The organism is Rugamonas violacea (assembly GCF_016461825.1).
Classification (GTDB): domain Bacteria; phylum Pseudomonadota; class Gammaproteobacteria; order Burkholderiales; family Burkholderiaceae_D; genus Rugamonas.
Window position 1 is genome coordinate 156,550 of the sequence record NZ_JAEMNU010000022.1, and the last position, 14,254, is coordinate 170,803.

Below are 14,254 nucleotides of genomic sequence, written 5' to 3' on the forward strand. Positions count from 1 at the left end.
GCGACTTAACATGAAAAGAATTCATACATAGACCATGCTAGAGATTCGCCATCTACGCACGCTGAGCGCGCTACGCTCGGCCGGCAGCCTGGTGCGGGCTGCGCAACTTCTCAACCTGACCCAGTCGGCCCTGTCGCATCAAATCAAATTGCTGGAAGATCGCTACGGTGGGCCGCTTTTTGAGCGCAAATCGGTGCCGATCGGCTTTACCGCCACCGGCGCCCGGCTGCTCAAGCTGGCCGACCTGCTGCTGCCCGAGATCGAGCAGTGCGAGCGCGAAGTGTCGCGCCTGTCGCAGGGCGACCAGGGCCAGTTGCGCGTCGCGCTGGAGTGCCACACCTGTTTCGATTGGCTGATGCCGGTGATGGACGAGTTCCGCCGCCGCTGGCCGGAGGTCGAGATCGACCTGGTGTCGGGCTTCCACAGCGAGCCGGCCGAGCTGCTGCGCAGCGGCGAGGCCGACCTGGTGATCGGCTCGCCCTACGGTCCGGACTTCGCCACCTTCCCCCTGTTCCGCTTCGAAATTCTGGTGGTGATGGCGCAGAAGCACCGCCTGCAGGCGCTGCGCCGGCTGGCCGCCAGCGACTTCGAGGGCGAGACCCTGATCACCTACCCGGTGCCGGAGACGCGCATCGATTTGATCCGCGAGGTGCTGCGCCCGGCCGGCGTGCAGTTCGAGCGGCGCAGCGCCGAGTTGACCGTGGCCATCCTGCAACTGGTGGCGAGCCGGCGCGGCGTCGCCGCGCTGCCCAACTGGGCCATCAAGAATTATGTCGACTATGATTATGTGGTGGCGCGGCCGGTCGGCGAGCAGGGTTTGTGGAGCGATTTGTTCGTCTCCGTGCCGCCGGCGCTGCAGCAGAAAGCCTATGTGCTGGACTTCGTCAACGTGATACGCGAGCAGTGCGCCAGCACGCTGGATGGTATCAAATTATTATCGTGACTTTTTATCACTGTTTATTCAGAATGCAAGCGATGGTTTGATTTTCATCAAGGCTGAGTTGGATGACGGCCCTTAGCATGGGTGGCTGTGTGGTGAGAACGATACGTTTGCACGGCGGAACAATTCGATCAATGTGATAAGGAACGCCATGTTTATCATTTCGGAACAATTCGCGATCGCCGGCCGCGCCCTGTACGAGGCCCAACTGGCCAGCATCCATGCTCTCACCGAGGCCGCCTTCGACAGCAGCCTGGCCCAGGTGGAGCGCAACGTGGACGCTTTCCGCAGCTCGCTGGCCGAAAGCACCGTCGCGACGCGGCAGTTGCTGGCGGCGCAGCGGACCCGCTGACCCTCGATTTCCCAAAAACCGCCCGCGCCGGCGTGGCGGAAGCGTATGATAAAAACCAGGAATGTCCTCGCGAATGAGGCTGGCACTGGTTGTGGAGCAATATTGGCAGGACTGATTGTGGCTTAACCTTAGTATTGGAGAAATAAATGGATGAGGTAGTTATTGTGGCCGCCGGCCGCACTGCGGTTGGCAAGTTTGGTGGTAGCCTGGCCAAGATTGCGGCGTCCGAGCTGGGCGCCCACGTCATCAAAGGTTTGCTGGCGCAGACCGGTATCGATCCCAACCTGATCAGCGAAGCCATCCTCGGCCAGGTGCTGACCGCCGCCGTCGGCCAGAATCCGGCACGCCAGGCCGTCATCAAGGCGGGCCTGCCGAGCAGCATCCCGGCCTACACCATCAACAAGGTGTGCGGCAGCGGCCTGAAGGCCACCCATCTGGCGGCCCAGGCGATCAAATGCGGCGACGCCAACATCATCATCGCCGGCGGCCAGGAGAACATGAGCGCCGCGCCGCATGCGCTGAACGGTTCGCGCGACGGCTTCCGCATGGGCGACGCCAAGATGGTCGACACCATGATCGTCGACGGCCTGTGGGACGTCTACAACCAGTACCACATGGGCGTCACCGCCGAGAACGTCGCGAAGAAATACGAGATCTCGCGCACCGAGCAGGACGAGTTCGCGCTGCAATCGCAGCTGAAGGCGGAAGCTGCGCAAAAAGCCGGCAAGTTCAAGGACGAGATCCTGCCGCTGGAGATCGTGCAGAAGAAGGGCAGCATCGTCTTCGACAACGACGAATACATCAAACCGGGCTCGACCATTGAGTCGCTGTCCTCGCTGCGTCCCGCTTTCGACAAGGCCGGCAGCGTCACCGCCGGCAACGCCTCGGGCATCAACGACGGCGCCGCCGCCGTCATCATGATGTCGGCCAAGCAGGCCAAGGAGCTGGGTTTGACCCCGCTGGCCCGCGTCAAGGCCTACGCCTCGTCCGGCATCGACCCGGCCTTCATGGGCATGGGCCCCGTCTCGGCCTCGCGCCTGTGCCTGAAAAAGGCCGGCTGGACCCCGGACGACCTGGACCTGATGGAGATCAACGAGGCCTTCGCCGCCCAAGCCATCGCCGTCAACAAGGAGATGGGCTGGGATACCAGCAAGATCAACGTCAATGGCGGCGCCATCGCCATCGGCCACCCGATCGGCGCGTCCGGCGCCCGCATCCTGGTGACGCTGCTGCACGAGATGGTGCGGCGCGACGCCAAGAAGGGCCTGGCCTCGCTGTGCATCGGCGGCGGCATGGGCGTGGCCTTGGCGATCGAACGCGCGTAAGCCCGGCGCGGGGGGGGGGGGGNNNNCCCGGTCGCAAGGTTTCGCAAGGTTTGCAGTGAGCACAATTTTCTTTATTGGCTGTTGAACAACTGAGGGGACGAAAAATGGCAAGAGTTGCATTGGTAACCGGTGGCATGGGCGGTCTGGGCGAAGCGGTGTGTTTCAAGCTGGCGGCACTGGGCTATAACGTGGTCACGACGTATTCCCCTGGCAATCAAAAAGTAGAAGCCTGGCTGGCCACCACCCGCGACCAGGGCTACAACTTCCGCGCCTATCCTTGCGATGTGGCCGACTACGATTCGGCCCAGACCTGCGTGGCGGCGATCGAGAAGGACATCGGCCCGATCGATGTGTTGGTCAACAACGCCGGCATCACGCGCGACATGACCTTCAAGAAAATGGACAAGCCGAACTGGGACGCCGTCATGGCCACCAACCTGGATTCCGTCTTCAACATGACCAAGCCGGTCTGCGACGGCATGGTCGAGCGCGGCTGGGGCCGCATCATCAACATCTCGTCGGTCAACGGCCAGAAGGGCGCCTTCGGCCAGACCAACTACTCGGCCGCCAAGGCCGGCATGCACGGCTTCACCAAGGCGCTGGCCCTGGAAGTGGCGCGCAAGGGCGTGACCGTCAACACCATCTCGCCGGGCTATATCGGCACCAAGATGGTGATGGAGATCCCGCAGGAAGTGCTCGATTCGAAGATCATCCCGCAGATTCCGATGGCCCGCCTGGGCAAGCCGGAAGAAGTGGCCGGCCTGGTGGCCTATCTGTCGTCGGACGAGGCGGCCTTCGTCACCGGCGCCAACATCGCCATCAACGGCGGCCAGCACATGTCCTAACCGTCACAGCCGTGCCGGGCGACCGGCGCGCGCGAGCCGCGTCACGGCGAGCATGCCGCCCAGTTGAACCGACTGGGCGGCATTTTGTTTTTGAGCCAGGCTGTTTGTCTTCCTTCACTGCGATGGGTTTGTGGTTTGCCGTCCAAGCAATGAGTGAACAGCGATTTGATATACTGGCAACAATTTCCGCGCCGGAGGCCACGCCGGCCGCCGCTCCCGCATGCTTTGAACGGAATTGACATCGCATTGAACGCCAGCCCACCGATCACGCCGCTCGACCTCGCGCCGTCCGCCCGCGTCGGCGCCCATCCCCCGCCGCCGTTGCCACCCGTCCTGCAGGCCAGCGGCCGCGAGTATTGGCTGGCCCAGTGCGCCGGCTGGGGCACCTTGGCGCTGGCCGCCGTGATTACCTCCGCCAGCGACAGCGGGGCGGGCATGGCGGGCGTCGTGCTGATCAAGTGGTTGAGCGTCGCCAGCGGACTGGTCCAGTCCCATCTGTGGCACGCGCTGCTGCGCCGGCGCGCCTGGCTCGAGCGCAAGGGCTGGCGCGGCCTGGCGCAGATCGCCGCCGCGCTGGCCGGCATGGGCGTGGTGCAGGCGGCGGTGGTGGTCGGCGCCAATGTCGTCGTCCAGGACGGCAGCATCCTCAAGGGCGACGCGCATGTCGGCATCACCTTGTTCGCGCTCAGCTTCATGTGGTTCGGCATCTTTTTCGTCTGGACCTTGTGCTATGGCCTGGTGCTGGCGCGCCGCCGCGCCCTGCGCCTCGAATTCGACAAGTTGCAGGTCGAGGTCAGCCTGAAGGACGCCCAACTGCGGGCCCTGCAGGCCCAGATCAATCCGCACTTCTTCTTCAACAGCCTCAACAGCATCCGCTCGCTGGTCTACGACGACGCCGCCGCCGCCGCGCAGGCGATCGGCCGCTTGTCGGCGATGATGCGCCACAACCTCGTCGCGGGCCAGCTCGACAGCGTGCGCCTGGCCGACGAGCTGGCCGCCGTCGACGCGTATCTGGGCATGGAAAAGCTGCGCTTCGAGCAGCGTCTGCAGGTCAGCGTGGAAATCGAAGCGGGCTTGGACGGCGTCTGCCTGCCCGGCATGATTTTGCAGACGCTGGTCGAGAACGCCGTCAAATACGGCGTCGAGCCGGTGGCCAAGCCCTGCCAGATCCGCATCAGCGCGCGCGCCGAGGGCGGCCGGCTGGCGCTGTGCGTGGCCAACCAGGGCCGGCTTGCCGGGCACAGCGGCTCGACCCGGCTGGGGCTGGCCAACGCCAACCGGCGTCTGGCCTTGCGCTACGGCGCGCAGGCCCGTTGTGAACTGTCCGAGCGCGACGGCTGGGTGCTGGCGCGCATGGTCTTACCGATGGAGCGTGGATGAAAGTAGTCATCATTGACGACGAGAGGCTGGCGCGCAACGAGCTGCGCCGTTTGTTGCGTGCGCATCCCGGGGTTGAGCTGGCCGGCGAGGCGGCCACCATCGAGGAGGGTTTGCAGTTGATCGCCCAGGCCGAGCCGGATCTGCTGCTGTTGGACATACAAATGCCCGAGGGCAGCGGCTTCGACCTGCTGGCGGCGCTGGACAATCCGCCCATGGTGATCTTCACCACCGCCTACGACCAGTACGCCATCCGCGCCTTCGACGCCAACGCGCTCGACTACCTGCTCAAGCCGATCGAGGCGGATCGGCTGGCCCAGGCCCTGCGCAAGTGCGCGGCGCGCGGCGCACCCGCAACCGCACTCGCACCGGTATCCGCGCCGCCACCGGCGCTGACGGCGCAAGCGGCCCCGGCCCCGGCCCCGGCGCGGCCGGTGGCGGGCGACACCAAGGTCTTCATCCGCGATGGCGAGCGCTGCTGGTTCGTCGCGCTCGAACAGATCGCCTTGTTCGAATCCGAGGGCAACTACACCCGCGTCTATCTGGAGCGGTCGCGTCCCTTGTTGCTGCGTTCGCTCAACCAGCTTGAGGCCAAGCTCGACGCCAGCCAGTTCCTGCGCGCCAGCCGCCGCCACATCGTGAACCTGAAGTTTGTCACCGGCATGGCGCCCGGGCCGGCCGGCGCCTTGACGCTGACCTTGCAGGACGACTTGAAGGTCAGCATGTCGCGCCGCCGCGCCGCCATGTTCAAGCAGGAGATGAAGCTGTAGTGGGCAAGCGGCGATGCGGCGCCACCCCCGGTCCGCCCACCGCCCGGGCTTACTCCGCGCCGCCCTTGCCGGCGACGCGCGGCGACACGCTGACCTGGTCGTCCTGTACCAGCGTCATCTGGCTGACCGTGCCGTCGGCCGCCTGCTCGAAGCGCAGGTGGACCCGGTTCGGACTGTCCTTGACGAAGAATTCGTTGGCCGAGTACGGCAGGATCGGCATCTTGCCACGGCCGCTGCGCTGCATGTACAACTGTTCGCCGTCGCGGCCGACCAGCCGGCTTTCCTTGTCGTTGATCCGGTAGTTGCCGACGAACTGGTCCAGCGCCGCCGCCGGCAGCTTGATCGCGCTGTACTCCGGGAACGGTTTGCCGATGGCGATGGCGGCGATCTTCTGGGCCAGATAGGCCGCGCCCGGATGCAGGCCGGCGTTGTTGCCGAGCACGGCGACGAACACCTTCTGCTCGGGAAGCCGGGTGACGAAGCTGTTGAAGCCCGGCACCATGCCGTCGTGCGACTGCGCCTTCACGTCGCGCAGCGGGAACAGCATCCAGCCGTGGCCGTACTCGGTGTAGCTGCCGTCGTTGAGCCGGTAGGGCTGTACCGTCCGCGCCCAGGACGCCGGCTTGAGCAGTTTCTGGCCGCCGATGGCCTGGTCCCACAGGGCGAGGTCGTCGACCGTCGAGCGCAGGCCGCCGGCGGCGTAGGCGAGATCGATGCTGATGGCCGGCGCCGGGCGCACGCCGTCCGGGCCGGGCGAGTAGCCGTCGGCGCGGGCCAAGGCGCGGCTCTCCCTGCCCTCATAGGCCGTGTGGCGCATCTGCAGCGGGGCGAAGATATTCTTTTCCAGATAGTCGGCATAGCCCATGCCGCTGACTTTTTCGATGATCAGGCCGAGCAGGAAGTAGCCGGTGTTGCTGTAGGCGAAGCGTTGGCCGGGCTCGAATTCGAGCGGCTGGTCCTTGAAAAAGTCGAACACCTGGGCGGTGTCGACCTGCTGCGCGGCCAAGGCCGCAAAGCCCGGCATGGCGAAGAAATTCTTCAGGCCGGAGGTGTGCGTGAGCAGGTGCTCGACGGTGATCGTCTGGCCCTTGGATGGCAAGAGCGGCAGCAGGGTCCGGACGTCGTCGCTCAGCTTGAGCTTGCCGGCCTCGACCAGTTGCAGGATGGCCACGGCGGTGAATTGCTTGGTGATCGAGCCGATCCGCATGGTCGTGTCCGGCCGCAGCGCCGCCTTGGCGTCGACGTTGGCCAGGCCATAGGCCTTGCGGAACAGCGTCTTGCCGTCGCGCGTGACGATGACGGTGGCGCCGGGCCGCTCGGCCGAGAAGTAGCCTGCCAGCGCCTCGTCGAAGCTTCGCTCGCCCAAGGGCGCGGCCGCGCCGGCGGCGGCGATGGCAGCCGCCGGCGCCTGGGCGCAGGCCGGAACGGCCAGCAGGGAAAGGAGGAGCAGGCCGATGGTGTGCAGGCTGTTTGGGCGGATCGAGGTGGTGTGCATGATGGTCTGGTCGGCGTGGCCGCGGTGGTGGGGAATGTCGACAGCCTAGCGGCGCCGCAGCGCCGCGGCGGCGCCCGCCACACCAACGCGCGATTGCGCTGGACGAGTGGTCGAAATCGCGGATGGGCGGCGGGCCGCCGGCGGGTTTTGTCGCCGCCGCCTGCTCAATAGTACAATCGAGGCTAACCGCAAAGGATAGCCATGTTCGACCCGACCTCGCCGCTGTTCCCGCCCGTCCAACCGACCCGGCAAGGCATGCTGGCGGTCGACGACCTGCACACCATCTACTGGGAGGAGGTCGGCAATCCGGCCGGCGTGCCGGTGCTGTTCCTGCACGGTGGTCCCGGCGCCGGCCTGTCGCCCCAGCACCGCCGCTTCTTCGACCCGCAACACTACCGCGTGGTGCTGTTCGACCAGCGCGGCGCCGGCAAGTCGACCCCGCTGGGCGAGTGCCGCAACAACACCACCCCGCTGCTGATCGAGGACATCGAGCGCCTGCGCGTCCAGTTCGGCATCGAGCAATGGCTGGTGTTCGGCGGCTCCTGGGGCTCGACCCTGGCGCTGGCTTACGGCCAGGCCCATCCCGAGCGCTGCCTCGGCTTCGTCCTGCGCGGCATTTTCCTCTGCACCCAGGCCGAAATCGACTGGTTCCTGCACGGCGTGCGGTGGTTCTACCCCGAGCTGTACGACGAGTTCGTCGCGCCGATCCCGCCCGAGCAGCGCGCCGGCCCGGCCCTGCTGCGCGCCTACGTCGAGCGCATCATGAGCGCCGACCCGGCGGTGCACTGGCCGGCGGTGCGCGCCTGGAGCCGCTTCGAGGGGCGCCGCGTGTTCCTGCTGCCGCAACCCGAGGAGTCGCCCTGCGACGCCCTCGACCTGGGCGTCGGCCGCCTGGAGTCGCACTACATGGCCAACCTCGGCTTCTTCGAGGACGACCAGCTGATCCGCGACATCGGCCGCATCGCCCACCTGCCGGCGGTGATCGTGCAGGGCCGCTACGACGTGATCTGCCCGCCGCTGTCGGCCCACCGCCTGCAGCAGGCCTGGCCCGGCGCGCTGCTGACCATCGTGCCCGACGCCGGCCATGGCGCCATGGAGAAGGGCATTTCGCGCGCCCTGGTCGGCGCCACCGAGCAGTTCAAGCGCATGGGCCACTTCGAGTGAGGCGCGCGAATTGGCCGGCGCGGCGCGCGGGCTGCTACACTAACGCCTGATTTGCAATCAACTAACGTCGAGCCAGCCCATTAGCAGTTGAACAAGTGGCCCACCAGAGACCAGCATAAGCGCATTCATGAACATCCAGATCGGCGACGTCGGCCACATCATTCAACTGGCGATCGCGCCGGTATTCCTGTTGACCGGGGTGTGCACCAACTTGATGGTGCTGACCAACCGGCTGGCGCGCATCATCGACCGCTCGCGCGTGCTGGAGGACCGGCTCGACATCGGCTACAGCGACGCCTACCTGAACGAGTTGGACGTGTTGTACCGCCGCTCGCGGCTGATCAACATGTCGATCACCCAGTCGACCGCCTGTGGCCTGCTGATTTGCCTGGTCATCGCCATGCTGTTCCTGGGTGACATCCTCAACCTGGCCTTGGACAAGTACGTCGCCGGCATGTTCGTCGTCGCCATGGTCTGCCTGATCAGCAGCTTCGTGCTGCTGCTGCGCGAGATCTTCATCGCCTCGGCGGCGATGCGCTCGCACCGCCACGTGCGGCAACCGTCAAAATAACACCGCCGGGCGGCCGCCCATCGGCCGCCCGGCTCACCGAATTGAGTATTGATATGCACGATTACCAACGTCCCCCGACCCTGCACCGCTACGGCGTGCGCGAAGACCTCGAACTGGCGCTGACCCAGGGCCAGTTCATCCTGCGGCCGGCCGCCAACTGCCTGACCCTGAGCTTCTCCACCGTGTGGGAACGCAAGCTGTTCGACCTGTTCTCGGCCGACAGCTGCCTGATCATCCACAACACCGAAGAATTCGGCGAGCGTCTGCACCGCGCCGTGCAGCGCGCCCTGCCCAGCTGGGCGGGCATCGACGGCGTGGTCGAATACGGCGCGCGCGCCGCGTTGGGCGCCGCCTTCACCAAGACCGCCGCCGAGGCGCCCGAGCACGAGTGGTTGTTCGCCTGGCGCGCCATGCAGAGCAAGCTGAGTTTGAATCCGGTGCTGATCAAACTCGGCAGCCTGGAGAACTTCGCCGAGCTGCGCGACCGCGACACCTACCTGGCCTGATGCGCCGCCGCCGGCGTGATTGATTGACCGACCGACCGACGCCGGCGCATCGCGTCGGCGTCGACCTTATTCGCGCTTGCCGTCGATGCGCGCCAGCACGGCGGCCATCATGCGTTCGATGTCGCCACGGATGATCTTGATGCCGAGGATGCCGGGCACGTAGAAGTTCGGAATCAGCCGGCCGCTGTAGACCACCCGGGTGCCGCCCGTCTCGGGCACCGGCACCAGTTCCCAGTGCGACTCGTAGTGCTTCATGTCGCCCGACACCAGGGCGATGTCGATGGCCGTCATCGGCGTTTCGGTGGCGCGCACCACCAGGTGGATAGACTTGGACATGAACAGGAAGCGCGCCGTGCCGAACTGCTCGATGATGACCTCGTTGCCGTTGCGCGCCAGGACCTTGCACGAGGCCAGGTCGGGCACGAACTCGTTCATTTTTTCGTAGCCGGTCAACACCCGCCACACCGCCGCCGGCGGCGCCGCCACGGTGCCAGCCGCATCCACCTCGAACATGTGTAGCACATCGAGTTCGACCCGGTTCACCGACACCTCCAGCTTGGGCAGTTCCGCCTTGCTGGTCTGCGCCATCACGGCGGGCGCCACGCCGATCAACAGGAACAGGAAGTATCGCATCATATTTCCAGCGTAAGGGAAAGGGTGGCAGAATACAAGAGCGACACGAAGCGGTTACAAATTAGCGCGGCCGGCGGTTTAGAACCACGGGTCTAGAGATTTCGGTTGTAATGCGGGCACTCCCGGTCACCACGTCAACGACTCTAAAACCATAATGACAACTTCTCGCTATCCCCACCTGCTGGCACCCCTCGATCTCGGCTTCACCACGCTGCGCAACCGCGTCATCATGGGCTCGATGCACACCGGCTTGGAGGACCGCTTTTACAATTATGCCAAGTTGGCCGCCTTCTACCGCGAACGGGCGCGCGGCGGCGTCGGCCTGATCGTCACCGGCGGCATTTCGCCGAACCGCTCCGGCTGGCTGCTGCCGATGGGCGGCACGCTCAACTTCAAGGGCGACGTGTTCAACCACCGCCGCGTCACCGGCGCGGTGCACGAGGAGGGCGGCAAGATCCTGATGCAGATCCTGCACGCCGGCCGCTACGGCTACCAACCCTTCGTCGTCTCCGCCTCCGGAGTGAAGTCGCCGATCTCGCCGTTCAAGCCGCGCGCGCTGAGCGAGGCCGGCATCCTGCGCACCATCGCCGACTACGCCCGCTGCGCCAAGCTGGCGCGCGACGCCGGCTACGACGGCATCGAGGTGATGGGCAGCGAAGGCTATCTGCTCAACCAGTTCCTCTGCGCCCGCACCAACCTGCGCAGCGACCGCTGGGGCGGCAGCATCGAGAACCGCATGCGCCTGCCGGTGGAGATCGTCAAGGCCATCCGCGCCGCCGTCGGCGGCGACTTCATCGTCATGTACCGCCACTCGCTGCTCGACCTGGTCGACGGCGGCAACACCTGGGACGACGTGGTGGCCGTCGCCAAGGCGCTGCAGCACGCCGGCGTCAACATCCTCAACACCGGCTTCGGCTGGCACGAGGCGCGCGTGCCGACCATCGTCACCTCGGTGCCGCGCGGCGCCTTCGCCAGCGTGGCCGGCCGGCTGCGCCGCGAGGTCAGCATCCCGGTGGTGGCGTCGAACCGCATCAACATGCCGCAGGAGGCCGAGGGCATCCTGCAGCGCGGCGAGGCCGACATGGTCTCGATGGCGCGGCCCTTCCTGGCCGACGCGCAGTTCGTCATCAAGGCCGCCGAGGGCCGCGCCGACGAAATCAACACCTGCATCGGCTGCAACCAGGCCTGTCTCGACCACACCTTCGCCAACCAGCGCGCCAGCTGCCTGGTCAACCCGCGCGCCTGCCACGAGACGGAGCTGGTCTACGCCCAGAGCGCCAAGCCGCGCCGCGTCGCCGTGGTGGGCGCCGGCCCGGCCGGCCTGTCGGCGGCGACGGTGGCGGCCGAATGCGGCCACCGCGTCACGCTGTTCGATTCGAGCGACAGCATCGGCGGCCAGTTCAAGATCGCCATGCAGATCCCCGGCAAGGAGGAGTTCGCCGAAACCATCCGCTACTTCGGCCGCAAGCTCGAACTGGTCGGCGTCGAGTTGAAGCTGAACCAGCGCGTCAGCCGCGAGCAGCTGCTGGCCGGCGGCTTCGACGAGGTCATCGTCGCCACCGGCATCAAGGTGCGCCGTCCGCCGATCGAGGGGGTCAACCATCCCAAGGTGCTGTCCTATATCGACGTGTTGCAGAACAAGGCGCCGGTGGGCAAGCGCGTCGCCATCATCGGCGCCGGCGGCATCGGCTTCGACGTCGCCGAATTCCTGCTGCACGACCCCAAGCACGCCTTGCCGCTGGCGCTGGACGTCTGGGCCAAGGAGTGGGGCGTCGACCTGAAGGCCGACACCTGCGGCGGCCTGGTGGCGCCGGTGGCGGCCGAGCCGGTGCGGCAGATCTACCTGATGCAGCGGAAGGTCTCGAAGCTGGGCGCCGGCCTGGGCAAGACCTCCGGCTGGGTGCACCGCGCCACCCTGGCGCGCAACGGCGTGGTGATGTTGGCGGGGGTGCAGTACCACAAGATCGACGACCACGGCCTGCACGTCACCGTGGCCGGCGAGGAGCGCCTGCTGGCGGTCGACAACGTGGTGATCTGCGCCGGCCAGGACAGCCTGACCGAGTTGATGCCGAGCGAGGAGCAGGCCAAGGCCGAGCAAGCCAAGGGCGGCCCGCGTTTCCACAAGATCGGCGGCGCCGCGCTGGCGGCCGAATTGGACGCCAAGCGCGCCATCAAAGAGGGCGCCGAGCTGGCCGCGCGGCTGTAGCACTAGCGCACTAGCGGGGTCAGCACTAGCGGGGTCAGTGCCGACATTCGGACACGAACTCGGCACTAATCAGGCGATTTCGCTCGGCAAACGCCTTGATCTCTGGCCGGGCCGCAGTGGCGCTGCCAGCGTGGTCGAGTGCCGACAATCGGACAACTGTTGCTTGCCGGACGGGCGTTCTGCTTGAGCTCGTGTCCGAATGTCGGCACTGACCCCGCTTGTTGGGTCAGTGTGCCTTGGCGCGTTCGGCGCCGGCCGCCACGCCGTCGAGCACCGACTGCGCCATGCCCTTGGCCAGTTCGTGCTCGCCGATGTAGATCTGTCCGGCGCGCTCGGCGCGCAGCAGCTCGGCTTCGGTCTCGTTATGGGTGCGCACCACGGTGTGGATGTGCGGGTTGAGCGCGCGCGCCGTGGCGATCATGGCGCGCACGTCGAAGGTGTCGGGCGTGGCGATCACCAGCACGCTGGCGCGCGCCACGTGGGCCTGGATCAGCACCGCCGGCTCGCCGCCGTTGCCGGCCACGGCGGGGATGCCCTGCTTGCGCAACTGGTCGACGATCTCGCGGTTCTGCTCGGCCACGACGAAGGAGATGCCGCGTTCCGTCAACGTCTGGGCGATGCGCCGGCCGACGCGGCCGTAACCGACCAGCACCACCTGGCCGGCCAGCTTCTCCTGCGGCACCGACATCGGCAGCTCGGCCAGCGGGTCGGTGCTGCGCTCGAACTTGGCGGCCAGGCCGGCGTCCTTGCCGAGCCAGCGTTCCAGCGGCTTGGTGGCGCGGATCACCAGCGGATTGAGGCCGATCGAGATGATGGCGCCGGCCAGGATCAGGCTCTGGCCCTCGGCCGGCATGAGGCCGAGCGACAGGCCCAGCGCCGCCAGGATGAAGGAGAACTCGCCGATCTGCGCCAGGCTGGCCGAGACCATCAGCGCCGTCTTGGCCGGGTAGCGCAGCAGCAGCACCAGCACGAAGGCGGCCAGCGATTTGCCGACCACGATGATGGCCACCACGGCCAGCAGCTTGAGCGGCTGCTCGACCACGATGGCCGGCTCGAACAGCATGCCGACCGAGACGAAGAACAGCACGGCGAAGGCGTCGCGCAGCGGCAGCGACTCCTCGGCGGCGCGGTGGCTCAGCTCCGACTCGCGCAGCACCATGCCGGCGAAGAAGGCGCCCAGCGCGAAGGAGACGCCGAACAGGTGGGTCGACAGGTAGGCGATGCCGACGGCGGCGGCGATCACGCACAAGGTGAACAGCTCGCGCGAGCCGGTGCGCGCCACCTGCCACAAAATCCACGGGAACAGGCGGCGGCCGACCACCAGCATCAGCGCGATGAAGGCGCCGACCATGCCCAAGGTGACGGCCAATGTGCGCCACAGGTTCGGTTCGACGGCGGCGGCGGCGCCGTGGGCGGCCTCCGGCGCGCTGCCGCCCAGCGAGACGGCGAACGGTGGCAGCAGCACCAGCACCAGCACCGTCACCAGGTCCTCGACCACCAGCCAGCCGACGGCGATGCGGCCGTTCAGCGAGTCGAGGATGCCGCGCTCCTCCAGCGCGCGCAGCAGCACCACCGTGCTGGCCACCGACAGCGCCAGGCCGAACACCAGTCCACCGCCCAGGCTCCAGCCCCAGAAGTGCGCCAGCACCATGCCCAGCGCGGTGGCCACGGCGATCTGCAGGATCGCCCCGGGCAGGGCGATACGGCGCACCTCCCACAGGTCGTCGAGCGAGAAGTGCAGGCCGACGCCGAACATCATCAACATCACGCCGATCTCGGCCAGTTGGCCGGCCAGCGCCGTGTCGGCGACAAAGCCGGGCGTGGCCGGGCCGATCAGGATGCCGGCCGCCAGATAGCCGACCAGGGTCGGCAGCTTCAGGCGCGTGGCGATGAAGCCGAACAGGAGGCCGAAACCGAGGGCGGCGGCGATGGTGGTGATCAGGCTGATGTTGTGGGGCATGCGGGCGGGGCTCCTGCTATGGTGGATCGATGGCAGCAGCGTAGCACGATTGGGACGGGCGGCGGCGGTTGGGCCGCCGCGCGGCGGGGGGGGGGGGGGGGGGGGGGGGG

General features: G+C 66.9%; 13 protein-coding genes. 10 read left to right on the forward strand and 3 right to left on the reverse strand.

Features of this window, described 5'->3' with window-relative positions; all coding sequences use genetic code 11:
* The first annotated feature begins 34 nt into the window (after window positions 1-34).
* From H7U20_RS04390 to H7U20_RS04415, 6 genes are all read left to right on the forward strand, one after another.
* Complete coding sequence (locus tag H7U20_RS04390) at window positions 35-943, forward strand: LysR family transcriptional regulator (protein WP_199518385.1); 909 nt, start codon at window positions 35-37, stop codon at window positions 941-943.
* Between the two features lie 148 nt (window positions 944-1,091).
* On the forward strand, window positions 1,092-1,292 hold the full coding sequence (locus H7U20_RS04395; protein WP_199518386.1) for a hypothetical protein: 201 nt from the start codon (window positions 1,092-1,094) through the stop codon (window positions 1,290-1,292).
* Between the two features lie 146 nt (window positions 1,293-1,438).
* A complete protein-coding gene (locus H7U20_RS04400; RefSeq protein WP_199518387.1) occupies window positions 1,439-2,617 on the forward strand; it encodes an acetyl-CoA C-acetyltransferase in 1,179 nt (392 codons plus the stop codon).
* Between the two features lie 104 nt (window positions 2,618-2,721).
* Entirely contained in the window at window positions 2,722-3,462 is a 741-nt protein-coding gene (gene phbB, locus H7U20_RS04405) for an acetoacetyl-CoA reductase (RefSeq protein ID WP_199518388.1), read from the forward strand.
* A 246-nt stretch (window positions 3,463-3,708) separates the two neighbouring features.
* On the forward strand, window positions 3,709-4,842 hold the full coding sequence (locus H7U20_RS04410; RefSeq protein ID WP_233410493.1) for a sensor histidine kinase: 1,134 nt from the start codon (window positions 3,709-3,711) through the stop codon (window positions 4,840-4,842).
* Window positions 4,839-5,609, forward strand: coding sequence for a LytR/AlgR family response regulator transcription factor (locus H7U20_RS04415; RefSeq protein ID WP_199518389.1), 771 nt, complete (start codon window positions 4,839-4,841; stop codon window positions 5,607-5,609). The genes H7U20_RS04410 and H7U20_RS04415 overlap by 4 nt, the downstream gene beginning before the upstream one ends.
* A gap of 49 nt (window positions 5,610-5,658) precedes the next feature.
* Here the strand turns inward: H7U20_RS04415 and H7U20_RS04420 are convergent, their stop codons facing one another.
* Entirely contained in the window at window positions 5,659-7,104 is a 1,446-nt protein-coding gene (locus H7U20_RS04420) for a serine hydrolase (RefSeq protein ID WP_199518390.1), read from the reverse strand.
* Window positions 7,105-7,305: 201 nt separating this feature from the next.
* Between H7U20_RS04420 and pip the strand changes: the two genes are divergently transcribed.
* From pip to H7U20_RS04435, 3 genes are all read left to right on the forward strand, one after another.
* Complete coding sequence (gene pip / locus H7U20_RS04425; protein ID WP_199518391.1) at window positions 7,306-8,268, forward strand: prolyl aminopeptidase; 963 nt, start codon at window positions 7,306-7,308, stop codon at window positions 8,266-8,268.
* Window positions 8,269-8,395: 127 nt separating this feature from the next.
* Window positions 8,396-8,839 (forward strand): DUF2721 domain-containing protein, encoded by a 444-nt coding sequence (locus H7U20_RS04430; protein WP_199518392.1) that lies wholly within the window; start codon window positions 8,396-8,398, stop codon window positions 8,837-8,839.
* Between the two features lie 53 nt (window positions 8,840-8,892).
* The gene (locus tag H7U20_RS04435; protein WP_199518393.1) at window positions 8,893-9,345 is read left to right on the forward strand and encodes a hypothetical protein; all 453 of its coding nucleotides are present in this window, start codon (window positions 8,893-8,895) and stop codon (window positions 9,343-9,345) included.
* A 66-nt stretch (window positions 9,346-9,411) separates the two neighbouring features.
* Here the strand turns inward: H7U20_RS04435 and H7U20_RS04440 are convergent, their stop codons facing one another.
* Window positions 9,412-9,978 carry an SRPBCC family protein gene (locus tag H7U20_RS04440; protein WP_199518481.1) on the reverse strand — a complete coding sequence of 189 codons (567 nt, stop codon included), beginning with the start codon at window positions 9,976-9,978 and terminating at the stop codon, window positions 9,412-9,414.
* A gap of 154 nt (window positions 9,979-10,132) precedes the next feature.
* Between H7U20_RS04440 and H7U20_RS04445 the strand changes: the two genes are divergently transcribed.
* The gene (locus H7U20_RS04445) at window positions 10,133-12,184 is read left to right on the forward strand and encodes an NADPH-dependent 2,4-dienoyl-CoA reductase (protein WP_199518394.1); all 2,052 of its coding nucleotides are present in this window, start codon (window positions 10,133-10,135) and stop codon (window positions 12,182-12,184) included.
* Between the two features lie 226 nt (window positions 12,185-12,410).
* On the opposite strand, the gene ybaL is transcribed toward H7U20_RS04445, so the two are convergent.
* Window positions 12,411-14,144, reverse strand: a complete 1,734-nt coding sequence (gene ybaL, locus H7U20_RS04450; RefSeq protein WP_199518395.1) for a cation:proton antiporter domain-containing protein — start codon at window positions 14,142-14,144, stop codon at window positions 12,411-12,413.
* Window positions 14,145-14,254 lie beyond the last annotated feature (110 nt).